Origin of the sequence: Bacillus sp. AY3-1, from assembly GCF_008368785.1 — a bacterium.
Taxonomy (GTDB): domain Bacteria; phylum Bacillota; class Bacilli; order Bacillales; family Bacillaceae_G; genus Bacillus_A; species Bacillus_A wiedmannii.
In genome coordinates, this window is the sequence record NZ_QORZ01000016.1 from 26,046 (window position 1) to 43,332 (window position 17,287).

Below are 17,287 nucleotides of genomic sequence, written 5' to 3' on the forward strand. Positions count from 1 at the left end.
ATATCCTCAAAATCAAAATTTTATATTTCTACAGTTGCGAAATGAGAGGGAAATGCCAAACGGTTATGTAAGAGCTGCGGTTGTATCTCGTTAGGATAAAGCGGATTTTTAATTTTTTTGAAAATCGAGTTGACATTCTTTCTACTCAGTCATACAATGTAGTTGTAGTAAGTAATACTGAATAGTGTGGTTTTGCTCAAAATCTATTCAGTAAAAATTCGCCTTAGTACTCTGTGATACTGAATATAAGTCAGACAGAATAGGGGGTAAAGGAGGATCAGGACATGGAAAATTTAACTGAAATGCTGAAAGGTTCACTGGAAGGGTGTGTGCTGGAAATTATTAGTCGCCGTGAAACGTATGGCTATGAGATTACCCGCCACCTGAATGATCTTGGGTTTACCGAAGTCGTAGAAGGGACGGTTTATACTATCCTCGTACGATTAGAAAAGAAAAAGCTTGTGAATATTGAAAAGAAACCATCAGATATGGGACCGCCTCGTAAGTTTTATTCATTAAATGAGGATGGCCGTCAGGAGCTTGAATTGTTTTGGAAAAAATGGGATTTTGTATCTTCAAAAATTAACGTCTTGAAGTCAAACTAGCCTCATAATATAAAATGTTCCGGCTCATATTTGGAGAGTTTCTAGTTCTGCTTTATAAAAAAGGAGGAAAATAAGATGTTGGAAATGTTTAAAAAATTAATTGGTGATAAAAAAGAGTACAAAATGATGATGGCACGTGTTGGAGCACTGCCAGAGGACTATCAGTTTGTGTTTAAGAAAATTCAAAACTACATGTGGAATTTCTCAGCGGGTAATGGAATGGATATGCTGCACATACAGTATGAGTTAATCGATTTGTTTGAAGCAGGTGCAGCGGAAGGCAGACAAGTGCTTGATATTACTGGGGAGGACGTGGCATCCTTTGCTGACGAACTAGTGGCAAACGCTAAAACGTATGTCTCCAAGTATCGTGAAGATTTGAATGAAAGTATTATGAAGAAATTGAGAAAAAAATAAATGCAATTAGTAATACCGACTGATTAGCTGGTTACAAATGTGAATTGCCGCCATCGCTATTCAGTTATATTTTTAAACCAGTACTAAGTAATACAGATTATCAGTGATACTAAATAGAGGGTGTATGTAATCTAATTTTATAAGGGGGAAAAAGTATGAGCAATGCAGCGATTTCTATAAAAGGGTTAAAAAAATCTTTTAAAGATAAAGAAGTCTTAAAGGGAGTGGATTTTGAGGTGCAGCGTGGCGAAATTTTTGCGCTGCTAGGCTCAAATGGAGCGGGAAAGACGACAACGGTCAATATCCTTTCGACGTTAATGAAACGAGATGATGGTGAAGTGAGTATTTGCGGTTTTGACGTCCAGCGACAACCAGATCATGTTCGTCAAAGCATCAGTTTGACAGGACAGTTCGCAGCTTTAGACGGCATGCTTACTGGAAGGGAAAACTTGATAATGATCGCTAAGTTACGTGGTGTTTCCAATCCCGCACAAGTTGCTGATAATCTACTTGCAAGATTTAGCCTGACTGATGCGGCCAACCAGAGGGCAGACCAGTATTCAGGTGGGATGAAGCGCCGACTTGATATCGCGATGAGTTTGATTGGGGCGCCAGCAGTTATTTTTCTAGACGAACCAACGACTGGACTTGATCCGGAAGCGCGGATCGAAGTGTGGGATACAGTCAAGGAACTTGCCGGCAGCGGCACAACGATCTTACTTACGACTCAGTACTTGGAGGAAGCAGAACAACTGGCGGACCGTATCGCTATTTTGCATGGCGGAAAAATTATTACGACAGGTACTCTTACTGAACTGAAAGAGATGTTCCCGCCAGCAAAAGTAGAGTATATCGAGAAGCAGCCGACGTTGGAAGAAATTTTCCTTGCGATTATCGGTAAAAAGGAGGAGATGTAAATGAAAAGCAAAACAGGGGTATTACTAGGGCGCTTAATGCGTAATATTATGCGTAGTCCGGATACAATTATTACAGTAGCGATTACACCGATTATGATGATGCTATTATTTGTTTACGTATTTGGCGGGGCTATAAAGACAGGAACGGATAACTACGTTAATTATTTATTGCCGGGAATTTTGTTAATGGCTATCGCATCCGGTGTAGCTTATACTTCTGTACGATTATTTACGGATGTAAAGAGTGGGCTGATGGCACGTTTCATTACGATGCCTATTAAGCGCTCATCAATATTGTGGGCTCACGTTTTAACTTCTCTTGTTGCTAATGTACTTACTATCGTGGTGGTTATTCTTGTTGCGCTCTTAATGGGCTTTCGTTCTAGTGCAAATATGCTAGATTGGCTTGCGGTAGCGGGAATACTGGGGATGTTTACGTTAGCGCTTACATGGCTAGCTATCATTCCAGGGCTGAAAGCGAAGTCTATGGAAGGGGCGACAGCTTACTCGTACCCGCTAATTTTTCTCCCATTTATTAGTTCGGCCTTCGTACCTACTGAAACGATGCCTAAAATTGTTCGTGCGTTCGCTGAGAATCAGCCTGTAACTTCAATCGTGAATGCGATTCGCGCCCTATTATATGAAGGGACTGTTGGCAACGATATTTGGACTGCACTCGCTTGGTGCGTGGGTATCATGATCATCTCTTACTTTTTCGCTAGCAAAGCATTTAAACGTCAGTTAGGGTAAGTGAATTAAGTCATCCGAAATTATATATATTTTTGAAAAAGCACGGGGAGATTTTCCGTGCTTTAATACTACATTCATACTTCGCTTAATTGTAGTAGTTTTAAAGTAAATAGGAGAATAATAAATCAAATACACATGCCTTGAAGTATAGTATGTTAACATTCAACTGAAATAAACAGAATATTCTATATGAAAATAGAGATTAAAGATGTTATGTGCTATATTTATACTTATAAGGTATAAAATGTATAAAACAATCGTTTAGGGGATGGAAAAGGGAGAGGTTCAAATGAAATGGTATTTATATACTCTCAAAAACTATGCGAAATTTAGTGGGAGAGCTACGAGAAAAGAGTACTGGATTTTTACTTTAGTTAATAAGGTTACGTTTTGGTCATTAATATATTTGGCCTCTTATTCTTCGTCTGCCTTTTACTTAAGAGCCAATATTACTTTGCTATTTATTGCAATTTTTATTGTTCCTACTCTGGCAGTGGGAGCTCGTCGATTACATGATAGTGGAAAAACGGGATGGTGGCAGCTATTAAATTTGGTGCCATTTGGAGGAGCGGTTCTACTTGTGTTTTGTATCATTGAAAGTGATGAAGGTGAGAATAAGTATGGACCAAATCCACATTCAAATCTTAAACAAGCAATTTAATGTGTTTATAGTAAACTCTAATATAAAAAGGTGTGAACTAAGAGCTAGTTCACACCTTTTTTATTGTATTATTCCTAGAAGCTTCGTTCAGCGATGATAGCAAATATAATGTTTTCCCTAGGTATTAGAAAAATATAGACAACTAGTAATGAATTAAACTCAATATTTTGGGGTTACACCAATCAATGCTTATGGGGAGTATAAACATAATCTCTCTTGTAAACCTGCTAATATTTCTTCAGGCATTTCCCTGATTGTAATATCCTTCCCTAGGAAAAGCACCCAATTTATTATTTCCATCACTTCATCGGAATTGTTAACATTGATAAATGTTTTTAAAATGGCTGTGGATTGGTAAGGATTTGTATAAGATATTGAAATTTTGAAAGGGTGGTATTTTTTGAACTGGGCAATTGCTTTTGGACCAAGTTCAAGTACAAGATTAATTGCTTCATCCTTCTTACTTAGTTTTTCTAAAATCTTTTTCTTATTTAGCTTTTTTTTCGTCGTGTATGGTTCGATATTGATGAGATGATCCACAGGAAACATCCTCTTCTTTTCTTCTTTTAAGTCAAACCCTTCAATGATCCATTGGCTTTTTTCTTGATACAGGTGTAATAGATAAATGGAATAAGACTTGATTTCTTTCTCTTCTTTGATGGTAATCAATAAATGGCTATCCAAAAGAAGCATTTGAATGAGTTTTTCTAACAAAGGGTGGGGGAGGTCAGAAAGTTCAAGTAAATCAGGATTATGAGGGTTAGTCCCTTCAAACAGCAAGAGTTGATTTAAAAGAACAATATCATCTTGCTGAGTTTCAGAGATAAGTCCTAACAGTTTTTCAGCTAAAGACTGGCGACTTTTTAAATAGGGAAGTTGTTGATTTCTTGTAGCCATAAAGGCAATAAAAAGAGCTTTCACTTCATTATCAGTAAAGCGAACAACGGGCAGGATAGAGTTATGCATGACAAAATATCCACCAGTTCTCCCAACTTCAGCGACAAGTGGCATGCCCATAGCTTCAATTTCTCTAATGTCTCTAATAGCTGTCGATCGTGATACGTTAAATTCTCGTATGATTTCAGTAATTGTAAAGTGGGAGCGATTGTTGATATACCGCATAATTGTATTAATCCGTTCAACTTTTTTCATTGGATTCTCCTAAACAGTATCATTTTTTGACATGATTTAAAGATATTATAAACTCATCAGATGAAAAGATAAATCATTTGATTCATTTTAAAAAAAGGAAGGTTTTGAATATGAAAAATTATACGATTGAAGAAAAAGATAGCTTTATTGTGTTAGGAATTGGAACTGAAATTAAGAGCGAATATACAAACTTTGTTGGAATAAATAAAGAAAAAGAAGACTTTTGGTCAGCTGTTAAAGAAGACGGAAGGTTGGACACTTTAAAAGCTTTAGCTACAAACGAATACATTTTTTCTGTGAGCGAAGCGGTGAATAACAAGATGATGTATTATGCTGGTGTCATGACAGAAGCACAAATAGAAGAAGAATCTAGAGTGATCCAGTTTCCGAAGGGAGAATACTTAGTAGTGAAAGGGGAAGACAAAACGGCTGAAGAGCTAAGTAATAAGCTGACTGGCATCGCCTTCGGTCAAGCTTTACGAGAAGCAACAGATTTTGCTTATGTTGGTGGACCAAATACAACAGTTGAGATGGGACAGAGAGACGGCTTAGTATTTGGTGAAATGTGGATTCCAGTTGTAAGGAAGTAAAGTGATAAAAGGTACGAATATGGAAAGTAGAGGCTAACAATATTAAAGTGTTAGCCTTTTTGACATGAGTATAATATTCATATACTACGACACATTATGTTCTGATAAAATGGAATAAAAGGGGATTATTGTAAGGTGGTGTCGAGGTGAATAAAAAAAGGATATTTGAGCTATTTATAGTAGTGTTTGTTTTTCTATTCCTTCATGTAAGCACATATACCAATGAAAAATTTAACGATAAATTGGGTTCCTTTACTTTCTTTGTGCTATTTCTTATGGTTTATATCCATGCTAAATTTATAGACCGGTATTTTGATGATATACAGAAGTGGGTTCGAAATATTATAATTTGTTTTGCTTTGTTAGTTGTTATTGGAGTATCACTATGGATCGGTTACTTTTAATCCTTACTTAAGAGAATGAGAAGTATGTGATTACAATACATTTAACCCGATAATATTCCTTAGCTACATCGGCTTATATTAATCTTTTCTCTCCTCAATCATGATAAAATGTACAATAGGAAATTTTATGTAACATAAAGGGGGAAGGTTTATGGTCAGTTTTAGTACTTTACTAGCTTTTGCAATTGTTTCACTTAGTATGGTTTGTTCACCGGGGCCTAATATGATTTATCTCATCTCCCGATCCATTACGCAAGGGCGTATGGCAGGATTTATTTCCCTCTTGGGCATTATGCTCGGATTTGTAATTTATATAATCGCAACAATGTTCGGACTTACAGTTCTTTTCCTTGCTGTTCCCGCTGTCTATGAAGCAGTCAAGTGGGCAGGTGCTGCTTACTTGCTCTGGCTAGCTTGGGATTCGATTAAACCTGGTGCTACATCTATTATGGAGCCTAGTACGATTTCTAATGAGCCACCACGGAAATTATTTTTGATGGGACTCATGACCAATCTTCTAAATCCAAAGATTGCTATTTTGTATGTATCACTTCTACCTCAATTTGAAGATCCTGAGAAGGGGTCGTTGCTTCTACAAGGTGCAGTTTTGGGTCTTACGCAAATCACTGTTAGTTTTATAGTCAACCTCCTAATTGTGTTGACAGCAAGTCGGATTGCGAAATGGTTTGGCACACGCCCAACGTGGCTACGAGTGCAGCGTTGGCTTATGGCAAGTGTTTTAACGGGGCTTGCTGTACGTCTTGCTTTTGAACGTCGACAGTAAGAGAAGAGGTATGTAAAAAAACAGATTGGTTGTATGCATAATATACAACGTCTAAAAAGCTACCTTTGCTAAAAACTATTCACCCCTCTTATAAACAGAAGCCACTTTTTATGAGAGGGGTTTATTCAATTTAAGTCTATAAAAATTGAATGAAAGCAATATAAGTTCTCACTTATTTAGAATAAGAGGAAAGATGATGTTTTATTTGTTCAATAAAATATTGATGATGTATATTATCGTTAGATACTCGACTTGCCATAATAGCGCCCTCCATTGAAGATGCAAGAAAAGAAGCGAGCGATATAATGTCTATATCTTCTTTAAGTTCTTGTTTCTCTATTCCTTCTTTTATGAGAGAAGCCATTAACATTACTGTATCATCATAGCCTTTTGCTGCTGCTGTTTGTAATTCTGGAAATACTCCAGTACTTTCAATTGCGCTATTAAGCAATGGACAGCCTCCAGCAATAGGGGGATTATTAGCTGCATCTTGATATACAAGGAAAATTGCAAGGATTTTATCAATTGCTGTCTTTTTATTTTCCATTGCTTTATGAAAATGACTCCACATAATCTCACCACTTTTGTCGTAGGCAGCAAGGACAATTTCTTCTTTATTTTTGAATCTACGATAAATAGATCCTTTAGGTAGTTCGGTAGCTGTCATTATATCCTGGATGGATGTGCGTGTTATTCCATTGGTATTAAATAAATATAAAGATGTTTCAATAATCTTTTCTTTTACCTTATCAACTTTAGTCATGCTTTGTAATCCTCCTAATAAAAACGAGCTTAATATTTCAGGTAATATTTACCCTCTATTTTCTTGATTTTTTTGTAAGTATAAATAAGTTTGGAGCAAAAATATCTTATCAATCCCTATCTTATGGAAACCTCAAACGATACAGTTTGAAAAGAGGTTAATCAAATTGTATTATCTGTATTATTCGAGTGAATTTTCTGTCAAAAGCAACGTGACCAATTGTTTAATTGAGTCACTTTATAAAAATAATTTTACTTGAAATCGTATAATGTGTAAAAATATATAGTTAATTTTAACGTATAGACATATGAGTAGTATATATAATTTTAATTAATATGTTTAGCTAAAATGTTTAAACTACTCCCACTTTCACTTTGTTTAATTAGGATATCTTGTGGTTAAAAGCCGTATCATTTCATACTATAAAAGATTAATCGTTAATAATGAATGAGTACGGGAATTTGATTGTAAATAAGAAACTGAGGTATAAATTTATTTGTTTTTTCCCGTTTTGAATGTGTTAATAATTTGTAAAGGGGGTTTAAAAAACTAGAGACTTATAGTATCATAGATTCCGGACCGAACCGTCCGGTTTGGAATCTTATATAAATATATTTAGAAGGAGTACGTTATGCAGAAAGAAAATTCAAAGACTCTAGGTAATTTAATTATGGAGGTAATAAAGTGAACTTTATTAAAAGGAATACAAAAGAACTTATTATGCTAATAGTTTATACAATGTTTGCACTACTTCAAATGGGCTTGTTCATATTATTTGGCATATCACTTTTAACTAACAGCAATTTAGTTGAATCAGAATTTGTTCTTAGTGCCGTCGGTTTGACTGTACCTGCTATTGTAGGAATAATTTTCTTTAGGAAAGAAATTATTGAAAGTTTTACTTATTTTAAAGAGAAGACAATTTTGAAAATAGTAAGTATTCCTATGGTGGTTTTATTTACGGTAATTGTAGAACAGGTTGTTTTGCGTTTTCTAGCAACTGGTCAGCCAGAGAACCAAGAACAGCTCCTTGAAACGGGCGCGGAGGTACCTATTATATTTACATTGCTTCTATTTGGTATTCTGGGTCCAATACTTGAAGAAATTGTGTTTCGTTATATATTATTAAATCGTTTTTCGCATTATATTAGTACTGCTATTGCATCTATCATTTCGATTATAATTTTTACAGTTCTTCATACGAACCAGCTTTCGGATATTGCTATTTATTTACCTGGTGCGGTGATACTTACTGCAGCTTATCTTATTTCTAAAAGATCCATTGCATATGTTATAGCGATACATATATTAAACAATTGCCTTGGCTTCATTCTGTAAAAAATTAGACTTGGCTCTGTTACGAAGTTGAAAACTAGAAACAGATATTGATAAATGAGGAGTACAATTTAGACAGTGGCTTATAATTCCTTGTACTTCAAAAAAACACAGTTTGGGTATAAACTGTGGTTTTTTATATAGGGGCCTAACACATCGTTATCAATCCAAACTCATACAACTTTAATTTTTGTTTTGTTAGTTTGGTAGAGGTGTGGCAAGAGCGCTAATACACTTAAATTAATATGTTCATATTTTTTTTAGGTACTTTTTTTAATATAACTTAATAAATTTCGATATATGTTATGTATAACAGATATGTATCTAATAAAATAGGGGGAGTATCAGGGCTGAAACAAACGAATCTTTAAGGATATCCTTTTCTGCAATGCTAATAATTCTCTTACTTTGTAAGTACGGAGCTATATTTTTTGTTTTTTTGGTGCCATAAAAAGATTTGGTGGCAATTAACGGATTTAATGAAAATATATTTATGGCAGAAGATGTAGAGTTTGCTAAATGGTTAAAAGAATGGGGAAAGCGAAATAGTAAGAAATTCGGGACCATTAAAAATGGAATGATAACTTCATGCAGAAAATTTGATACATATGGAGACCGATCCTTACTTAAAAATCCAAAAAGTAATATTAGCTTATCTAAAAGGAAAGGATCAAAAATATGCACATAAGACATATTATGATAATCAAGAAAGATAACAATAAAAAAAATCGGCAGGAAATAGTGAGAATAGCAGATTTTCTTATATATAATGAGAGCCCAACTTAATTTAATAGATATTATATAAAAACCATTGATTAGCCTTTTTCAAATCAATGGTATTTATATTTGAAATAAATATTTTTATAAAAAAATTTTTGACCCCCATAAAACTTTGTATTCCTCCGAATATGTATAGTGAAGAAAATTAATAGAAGAAAAATGATTATGAAAGAATATTGAAATGTTAATAAAATTAATAGATTAAGTGGGCATCCGAAATAAAAGGATGGAATTACCAATGATATAAAGAAGAGTTATTCAAGGATTGCAGATAAAATAGAAAAAGAGTAAGCAAAACAAGCGGAAGAAAATAAGAACGTACATTAAAATATAGGCTTAACTATAGTGGCGAGAGAAAAGAGAAATCATTAGGAAAACGGTGAATAAAGTTAGTCTCGAAAAATATAAGTAACAGCAAGAAGACAAGCTCAAAGAAAAGTACTAACAAAATGTGGTTAAATGGTCACTTTTTTAGTGACCATTTTGCTATGTGAAGGAGGCTGGGAGATTACAAGTGTTGAGTTTAGTAATGAAGATCTTAAGAAAACCAAAAATAGAAGATATCGTATGTAACATACAAAACAACGGAGAAGATAAGGAAGCTTTTATCGTACAGTATCAGCCGTTTATTAGAAAATCAATCTCGTCTGTCTGCCGTAGATACATTACAGAACAGGATGATGAATATAGTATTGGATTGTTTGCGTTTAATGAAGCAATTGAACAATATTCATATAAAAAAGGGAAATCTTTTCTAGCGTTTGCTGATCTTCTTATAAAAAGAGATGTAATTGACTATATACGCAAGGAGTCTAAGCATAACCGTGTCTTTTTAAAAGAAGATGAGCAAGAGGAAATGTTAGAAATGCAAGTATCGCTTACGGAGTATATGAAAGAAATAGAAAATAGTAATCGTAAGGAAGAAATTCTTCATTTTCAAAGTGTGTTAGCTGAGTTTAAAATCACATTTTCAGAGCTTGCTAAAGAATCTCCTAAGCATCGTGACACGCGTGAGCACTTAATAGAAATTGTAAAGATGATTATAAAAGAAGAGGAAATGATGGAGGAGCTGTTCCGAAAGAAAAAGTTGCCGCTTAAACATATTGAACCGCGTGTTAGGGTAAGTCGTAAAACGTTAGAGCGTCATAGAAAATATATCATTGCAATGTGTATTATCTTCGCAAACAACTATACATACATTCTTGATTATATAAGGGGAGGGAAGCATGATGAATAAAGGAATTGTGATGGATATAAAAAAACATAGCGTAGTTGTTTTAACACCAAATGGAGAGTTTATTACGTGTAAAAGAAAAGGGGATTCTTGCATGATTGGAGAGGAAATCTCGTTTGAAGAACAAGAACAAAAAGCATCACGTTTTTCAATCCCTTATTTCTTAAAGCCGGCATCATTACTTGTTGCTTGTTTTCTATGTGCGTTGTTATTTTTCTACAACCAACCGGAAGAAAAAGTATTTGCTTACGTCTCAGTTGATATAAATCCAAGTTTAGAGGTGAGCGTAACAAAAGATCTCCGTGTTATAGATTTGGAAGCTTGTAATGATGATGGAAGGCGTATTTTAAAAGAATTGAAGCAATGGGAAAATAAACCATTGCAAGACGTAATACGTACGATTATTAAGCAAAGTCAAGAGGACAAGTATTTAACGAATGATAAGCAAGTTATACTAACGGCTGTTGCAAAGGATAAGTTGCTAGAACCACAGTTGGTAAAGGCAATGAAAGAATTAAAGAAAGAATATGAGCTAAAACATATTACAGTCGAATATCAAAATAGTACGATGCAAGTACGAGAGAATGCTAGAAAAGCTGGAATTGGGACAGGGGTTTATATAAAGCAAGAGAATGAGAAGAACAAATCGCTTACTCCACCTGCCACGCCGTCTAATCCGGTGGAAAACGAAGAAGAGGTGCAATCGCAGCAGGAGTCAGCTCCTGATTCATCACCAGATTTGTCTCCTGAAAAAGAAAAAAAATATGAGAAGCCAGAGCATAAAGAACAAAAGAAAACAGAGGAACAGCCATCGAAGCAAATAATAGAAAACAATGGAAGAGGATCTCAGCAAGAAAATAGGGGAAATCAACAAGAGAATAACGGTAGAGGATCTCAACAAGGAAATAATGGAAATCAGCAAGGGAACAACGGTAGAGGTCTCAACAAGGAAATAATGGGAATCAGCAAGGGAACAACGGTAGAGGTCCACAACAAGGAAATAATGGGAATAAGGGAACAACGGTAGAGGTCCGCAACAAGGAAATAATGGAAATCAGCAAGGGAACAACGGTAGAGGTCCGCAACAAGAAAATAATGGGAATCAGCAAGGGAACAACGGGGGGGGTGTCCACAACAAGAAAATAATGGAAATCAGCAAGGGAACAACGGTAGAGGTCCGCAACAAGGAAATAATGGGAATCAGCAAGGGAACAACGGTAGAGGTCCGCAACAAGGGAATAATGGAAACGAGCAAGGGAACAACGGTAGAGGTCCGCAACAAGGGAATAATGGAAACGAGCAAGGGAACAATGGTAGAGGATCCCAGAAAGAAAATGATGAAAATCAACAAGGGAACAATGGTAGGGGTTCTCAACAAGAAAATAGAGGTCACCAGCAAGGGAATGAAAAGAAGAATCAATAGAATATTGAGAGATTCATTTCAAAGCTAAAAGGACTTATCTCGCTATTGCGGGCAGTAAAACTCCCATCTCAAAATTTGGCTGGGAGTTGGGCTGCTTAAAGTTGCACTTTATTATTCTATAGTTCTATTAAGAAGGAGTATGTGAAAAATATAATGGAGAAAAACATTCAACAAGAGAAAGATAAAGCAAAACCTGTTTTTTATGATCCGAAAGGAAGGAGAAACATAGCTTTTATTTGGTTTCTATGTATCTCAATAGTTAGCGTAAGTATTGTATTTTATTTTTTCTTTCAAAGTATTTTTTCAACACCAGAAATTCCAAATATGAATACCGCTGTACAACAAGATAATAAACTTGTACCAATTAATCAAAAACTTAGTGATCAGCAGTTAAAGAAGGAAGAATTTAAACCAAATACCGAAACGAAGGATAATAAAAATTTGGTAAATTTGCCGAAGGATAGTAAACAACTTAAAGAAGTGTATGGTTTTTATGTAAACTGGGATGAAAATAGTACTGCTTCTTTAAAAGAAAATATCGATTCATTAACCACGCTAGTACCAGAGTGGTATCATTTAAAAGCAGATTTAACGATTAGAAGTGAGATAAAACCTGAGATAGTAAAGTTAGCAGAAAAAAATCAAGTGAAAATTATGCCTTTACTTACTAACTATACTGAGGAAGCTTCTGGTCCTGATAGTGGGCTAATTCATAAGTTACTGAATTCCTCAAATGATGTAAAGACAAAGTTTATTAATGATTTAGTAAGCAAAGTTAAAAAGAATCAGTTTTCAGGTATTAATATTGACTTTGAGGCAGTACCTGAAAGTGATAGGGAAAACTTAACAAATTTTATGAAAGAACTTACTACGGTCTTTCATCAACATGATTTGCTCGTTACACAAGATGTTCCAGCTAATGATAAGGCTTTTGATTATAGTGCGTTAGCGAAAATAATAGATCGAATGATTGTAATGATGTACGATGAGCACTATGGAGCGGGAGAACCAGGACCAATTGCTTCAAATAAATGGTTCCAACGCACATTAAAAGAACTGAATATTCCGTCTGATAAACTTATAGTTGCTTTCGGTAACTATGGATATGATTGGAAAGTAAATAGTGAGGAACCGGCAAAATCTTTAACTTTTTCAGAAGTTATGGCAATGGCTCATAATTCAAATATGGATATTCAATGGGATAAGATTAGTGGAAATCCTTATTTTAGATATAAAACAGGAGAGAAAGAACATACTGCTTGGTTCTTAGACGGTGTTACTCTCTATAATCAAGTGAAAATCGCAATGGACAACAATGCAAAGGGGTTTGCGTTATGGAGATTAGGAGCAGAAGATCCTACAATATGGAAAGTTTTAAAAAATCCGATTGAGGCAAAAAAAAATCCTGATGTATTACATAAAATCACTAGTTTAGATGAAGTGAATTATGCTGGACAAGGTGAAATTTTACAGATTGAGAATGAAAGAAAAAATGGATTGAGAGATTTTAAAGTAGGCAAAGATGGTTATCTTACAGATGAAGTATATCAATCCCTACCATCTGCATATGAAGTGCAACGATCTGGAAAACCAAACGGGAAACAAGTAGTATTAACATTTGATGATGGACCAGACCCGAAATATACGCCAGAGATTTTAGACATACTAAAAGAGAATAAAATAAAAGCTGCTTTTTTTGTACTTGGTGAAAACGCGCAAATAAATACTAGTATTGTGAAAAGAATATACGATGAAGGGCATGAAATTGGCAATCATACTTTCAAGCATCCTAACATAGCTGATACGTCTTTACTACGAACAAAAGTAGAACTTAATACGACGCAACGTTTAATTCAGGAAGTAACTGGACATTCTACGGTTTTATTTAGACCACCATATGAAGCCGATGCTAATCCGGATTCCTCAAATGAAATATTGCCTATTTTGCGTGCGCAAAATATGAACTATACAATGGTGGCGGAAAAAGTTGATCCTGAAGACTGGGCAACACCATCAACGAATGAATTAGTAAAGCGTGCTCTTACTCCTATTTATAAGGGAGAGGGAAATATTATTCTTCTCCATGATGCGGGAGGGAATCGTACCCATACGGTAGAAGCGCTTCCGATTATTATTAAAGAACTTAAAAAAAATGGATATAGTTTTGTAACAATTTCAGATTTAATGAATAAAGAACGAAATGAAATTATGCCTCCTGTTTCTTCTGAGGGTGAGCAATATTTACTTTACAATAAAGCTGTCTTTTCAGGAGCGGGATACTTTAAACATATATTAACAACTATTTTTTATATTGCTATTGGATTAGGTATTTTCCGATTCTTATTCTTAATTTATTTTGCATGGAAGCAGAAAAGAAAAACGCTATCTCGTTGCACCCATTCGTCCTATCAACCTTTTGTTAGTGTTGTCATAGCGGCATATAATGAAGAAAAGGTTATAGCTAAGACGATTCGCTCAATTTTGGATAGTCATTATAAAGAATTTGAAGTTATAGTTGTGGATGACGGATCGAAAGATGATACGTCAAAAGTAATGCAAGAAACATTTAATAAACACCCTAAAGTACGTTTAATCCAGAAAGAAAACGGTGGGAAATCATCGGCAATGAATTTAGGGTTTCAACACTCACGAGGAGAAATCATTGTTACGTTAGACGCGGATACAATTATTGCACAAGATGCTATTTCTTTAATGGTTAGACACTTTGAAGATCATAATGTTGCAGCAGTTTCAGGTAATGTCAAAGTAGGTAATAGACGTAACTTGTTAACTACTTGGCAACATGTTGAGTATATTACCGGGTTTAATTTAGAACGTAGAGCTTTTGATGAGTTAAATTGTATTACAGTAGTTCCAGGAGCTATTGGGGCATGGCGTAAAAAGAATGTAGTTGAATCTGGATATTTAAGTGAGGATACGTTAGCAGAAGATACGGATCTTACTATTACATTTTTAGGTCAAGGGTATAGAATTGTATATGAAGAAAGCGCGTATGCTTATACGGAGTCACCTGAAGATGTGAAAAGTCTCATTAAACAACGATATCGTTGGTCATATGGTACACTCCAATGTCTTTGGAAACACCGAAAAGCATTGTTTCATTCACAGCATAAAACATTAGGGTTTATTGCATTGCCTAACATGTGGTTATTTCAATATGTTTTGCAATTCATTGCTCCTTTAGCAGATATATTAATGATTATGGGGCTATTTAGTAGCAATCCACTAAAAGTTTTAGGGTTTTATTTTGTATTCTTTTTAATGGATCTATTCGCATCTTTATTTGCATTTAAATTAGAAGAAGAGAATCCGAAACCACTAGCATGGTTAATTTTACAACGCTTTATTTATCGTCAATTTATGACTTATGTTGTCATTAAATCTATATTCTCATCAATTCGAGGAGTAGCGGTAGGGTGGAATAAATTAAAGAGAATGGGGAGTGTTAAACATTCCACGGAACATAAGGAGGCATCTTAAGAGAGCAGGTTATCTGCTCTCTTTTTCATTGGTTTTAGTAAGTTGACTTTAGTTTTTAGACTGAAATTTTTTTGTTTTTTTAAAAATGACGGACATAAAATCTTATATCCTTTCGAATTATATATATGGATATCAATAATATTTATATAAAAGGGGAGTAAGAAATATGAAAGCAAATAAAGAAATGTACGTAGAAATCACTGAAGTTTTAAAGGTATTGGCACATCCTGTCCGTTTATCTTTAGTAGAAATAATGCTTACAAAAGGCCCTACTAACGTAACAACAATGTATGAAACATTACAAATGCCTCAAAGTACAATTAGTCAACATTTATCTAAACTAAAAGCTACTAAAATGGTTACAGGTACTCGGAAAGGATTAGAAATTTATTATGAAGTAACGGATAGTCGTACAAAGGCAATTTTATCAAGTTTGTTGTAACGCTGACTGTCTAGACTTCAAAATTAAGAAGAGGATACGAAGGCAATTCTATAGAGAGAATTTTTAAGGTTTTTACACAAGTGAAGATCTGAAGCAAAGTCCCTTAATAAATAAAATAGTTGTTTGAATATATGGTATAAAATAGAATTTTTATACCATATTCTTTATATATGTAATAGAAGGAAGAATGTCTTGATTTCAATCTATACGCTATCTTTATAATTATTAATTACCTTAAACGTTTGAGAAAATAATAATAGGTTTGGAGTAAAAGTAAGTCCATCCAAGCTTAATTTTTAAGTAGAAAAATCAACATGCTCACTATAAAAATAATCATAGCTAAAATCCCCTGCACCCTCGGATTTTGCAAAATTATTTGTTACCGCATTTATTAAAAAAACAATTAAGGACCTATTGAGTGATGATAAATTTTTCAGTTAAAGGTCCATTTTGTAGAATGTAAGGAAGAGTCTGGATTTCAATAGACACCTGGATTCGCATAATGATAGAATAAGCAGAAATATAATAAAGGTGGAATGGAATTGAGAAAAAGGTTAGGATGCTTACACGCCCATTATTCAAATATAGAATATATAGAAAATGCACTTTCCTCATTTAACATTGAGTTAATCCATTTTGTTGACCCAGCATTAATGTATCAAGTTACATCAAATGAAAAATTCCAAGAATCAGATGCTCAATATAAAGTTAAAGAGCAAATAGAATGGATTGCTCAATGTAATGTTGATGCTATCCTTATTACTTGTACAAATTATATTGCAATTTTAAATGAAGACCAACTCTCAATATCAGTGCCAATTATTAAAATTGATGTACCGTTCTTTGATTACATATGCAATATACAGCAACCGCAGACAATTGTTTTTACAAATCCTGCAACTGTTGAAGGTACAGTAGAACGTCTTAAACATCATGCTAATAGCCGTCAAAAATCTTTAGATTTAGAGGTTATTGTCATAAATAGTGTTTTTGAATTGATAATGAAAGGACTAAAAGAAGAATACAACCAAGAAATTACAAAGTTCTTAAATCAAATCATTAAAGATGAAAAGAAAGTTATCTCTGTTGCTCAATTATCTATGGTTGATGCAACTAAGCAAGTTGAGTATAAAACAGCTAAGACTATTATTAATCCATTGAATACATTAGTATCTTATATTGTAAAAAAATTAAAATTAGAGAAGAAAAATCAGTGATAAACTGTTGTGTTCTTTTTTAGCTAAAGGGTACAATTGTTGAGTGGCAGAGAAAGGAAATAATCAAATTTTTTATAAAACCCTTATAATTAGTTAGAAAGGTTAACTTCATTTGATTATGTCTGTAATTAATGTAGCTTCTATGTAATTTAAACAATCAAAAATCCTCTTTTTAAAATTTTGGAACATAGAAACAAATATTTTTGATTATGAGAGTATGTAGGTGGGAGTTTTTTGTAGTACATCAGAGCGGAATTTTATAGTTAACTGTAAGTTTAGTATTTTCCCTTGTAGACATGTTTTTATAAATAG

Annotated in this window: 15 protein-coding genes and 3 pseudogenes; 15 read left to right on the forward strand and 3 right to left on the reverse strand. The window is 34.1% G+C overall.

The window, feature by feature from the left end:
• Nucleotides 1-284 precede the first annotated feature (284 nt).
• The 5 genes from DN389_RS11220 to DN389_RS11240 all read left to right on the forward strand — a co-directional run bounded on the left by DN389_RS11220 (nucleotide 285) and on the right by DN389_RS11240 (nucleotide 3,350).
• The gene (locus tag DN389_RS11220) at nucleotides 285-605 is read left to right on the forward strand and encodes a PadR family transcriptional regulator (protein WP_000429486.1); all 321 of its coding nucleotides are present in this window, start codon (nucleotides 285-287) and stop codon (nucleotides 603-605) included.
• A gap of 75 nt (nucleotides 606-680) precedes the next feature.
• Complete coding sequence (locus DN389_RS11225) at nucleotides 681-1,022, forward strand: DUF1048 domain-containing protein (protein ID WP_000891990.1); 342 nt, start codon at nucleotides 681-683, stop codon at nucleotides 1,020-1,022.
• A 155-nt stretch (nucleotides 1,023-1,177) separates the two neighbouring features.
• The gene (locus tag DN389_RS11230) at nucleotides 1,178-1,939 is read left to right on the forward strand and encodes an ABC transporter ATP-binding protein (RefSeq protein WP_060487804.1); all 762 of its coding nucleotides are present in this window, start codon (nucleotides 1,178-1,180) and stop codon (nucleotides 1,937-1,939) included.
• Nucleotides 1,940-2,689: an ABC transporter permease gene (locus DN389_RS11235; protein ID WP_000837803.1), complete on the forward strand. Its 750-nt coding sequence runs from the start codon at nucleotides 1,940-1,942 to the stop codon at nucleotides 2,687-2,689.
• A gap of 289 nt (nucleotides 2,690-2,978) precedes the next feature.
• On the forward strand, nucleotides 2,979-3,350 hold the full coding sequence (locus DN389_RS11240; RefSeq protein ID WP_063221925.1) for a DUF805 domain-containing protein: 372 nt from the start codon (nucleotides 2,979-2,981) through the stop codon (nucleotides 3,348-3,350).
• Between the two features lie 189 nt (nucleotides 3,351-3,539).
• On the opposite strand, the gene DN389_RS11245 is transcribed toward DN389_RS11240, so the two are convergent.
• Entirely contained in the window at nucleotides 3,540-4,502 is a 963-nt protein-coding gene (locus DN389_RS11245) for a helix-turn-helix transcriptional regulator (RefSeq protein ID WP_098191095.1), read from the reverse strand.
• A 110-nt stretch (nucleotides 4,503-4,612) separates the two neighbouring features.
• On the opposite strand from DN389_RS11245, the gene DN389_RS11250 reads away from it, so the two are divergent.
• The 3 genes from DN389_RS11250 (at nucleotide 4,613) to DN389_RS11260 (ending at nucleotide 6,280) form a co-directional block, all read left to right on the forward strand.
• On the forward strand, nucleotides 4,613-5,092 hold the full coding sequence (locus DN389_RS11250) for a GyrI-like domain-containing protein (protein ID WP_088122728.1): 480 nt from the start codon (nucleotides 4,613-4,615) through the stop codon (nucleotides 5,090-5,092).
• Nucleotides 5,093-5,238: 146 nt separating this feature from the next.
• Nucleotides 5,239-5,496, forward strand: coding sequence for a DUF3963 domain-containing protein (locus tag DN389_RS11255; RefSeq protein WP_098191094.1), 258 nt, complete (start codon nucleotides 5,239-5,241; stop codon nucleotides 5,494-5,496).
• Between the two features lie 151 nt (nucleotides 5,497-5,647).
• On the forward strand, nucleotides 5,648-6,280 hold the full coding sequence (locus DN389_RS11260) for a LysE family translocator (protein WP_149237125.1): 633 nt from the start codon (nucleotides 5,648-5,650) through the stop codon (nucleotides 6,278-6,280).
• A gap of 172 nt (nucleotides 6,281-6,452) precedes the next feature.
• Here the strand turns inward: DN389_RS11260 and DN389_RS11265 are convergent, their stop codons facing one another.
• Entirely contained in the window at nucleotides 6,453-7,043 is a 591-nt protein-coding gene (locus tag DN389_RS11265) for a TetR/AcrR family transcriptional regulator (RefSeq protein ID WP_098191093.1), read from the reverse strand.
• Nucleotides 7,044-7,727: 684 nt separating this feature from the next.
• On the opposite strand from DN389_RS11265, the gene DN389_RS11270 reads away from it, so the two are divergent.
• The 6 genes and pseudogenes from DN389_RS11270 to DN389_RS11295 all read left to right on the forward strand — a co-directional run bounded on the left by DN389_RS11270 (nucleotide 7,728) and on the right by DN389_RS11295 (nucleotide 15,758).
• Nucleotides 7,728-8,381, forward strand: coding sequence for a CPBP family intramembrane glutamic endopeptidase (locus DN389_RS11270; protein WP_149237126.1), 654 nt, complete (start codon nucleotides 7,728-7,730; stop codon nucleotides 8,379-8,381).
• A 361-nt stretch (nucleotides 8,382-8,742) separates the two neighbouring features.
• A pseudogene (locus DN389_RS28740) lies at nucleotides 8,743-9,094 on the forward strand (glycosyltransferase family protein); the annotation flags it as partial.
• Nucleotides 9,095-9,672: 578 nt separating this feature from the next.
• On the forward strand, nucleotides 9,673-10,395 hold the full coding sequence (gene sigI / locus DN389_RS11280; protein WP_097858379.1) for an RNA polymerase sigma factor SigI: 723 nt from the start codon (nucleotides 9,673-9,675) through the stop codon (nucleotides 10,393-10,395).
• Nucleotides 10,385-11,815: pseudogene (locus tag DN389_RS11285) on the forward strand (anti-sigma factor domain-containing protein). The gene sigI and the pseudogene DN389_RS11285 overlap by 11 nt, the downstream one beginning before the upstream one ends.
• A 153-nt stretch (nucleotides 11,816-11,968) precedes the next feature.
• Nucleotides 11,969-15,316 carry a trifunctional glycoside hydrolase family 18/polysaccharide deacetylase/glycosyltransferase family 2 protein gene (locus DN389_RS11290; protein WP_149237344.1) on the forward strand — a complete coding sequence of 1,116 codons (3,348 nt, stop codon included), beginning with the start codon at nucleotides 11,969-11,971 and terminating at the stop codon, nucleotides 15,314-15,316.
• Nucleotides 15,317-15,482: 166 nt separating this feature from the next.
• Nucleotides 15,483-15,758: an ArsR/SmtB family transcription factor gene (locus DN389_RS11295; protein WP_000646593.1), complete on the forward strand. Its 276-nt coding sequence runs from the start codon at nucleotides 15,483-15,485 to the stop codon at nucleotides 15,756-15,758.
• A 203-nt stretch (nucleotides 15,759-15,961) separates the two neighbouring features.
• Here the strand turns inward: DN389_RS11295 and DN389_RS29150 are convergent.
• Nucleotides 15,962-16,150: pseudogene (locus DN389_RS29150) on the reverse strand (ASCH domain-containing protein); the annotation flags it as partial.
• Between the two features lie 144 nt (nucleotides 16,151-16,294).
• Between DN389_RS29150 and DN389_RS11300 the strand changes: the two are divergent.
• Nucleotides 16,295-16,975 carry a hypothetical protein gene (locus DN389_RS11300; protein ID WP_098191090.1) on the forward strand — a complete coding sequence of 227 codons (681 nt, stop codon included), beginning with the start codon at nucleotides 16,295-16,297 and terminating at the stop codon, nucleotides 16,973-16,975.
• Nucleotides 16,976-17,287: the final 312 nt, after the last annotated feature.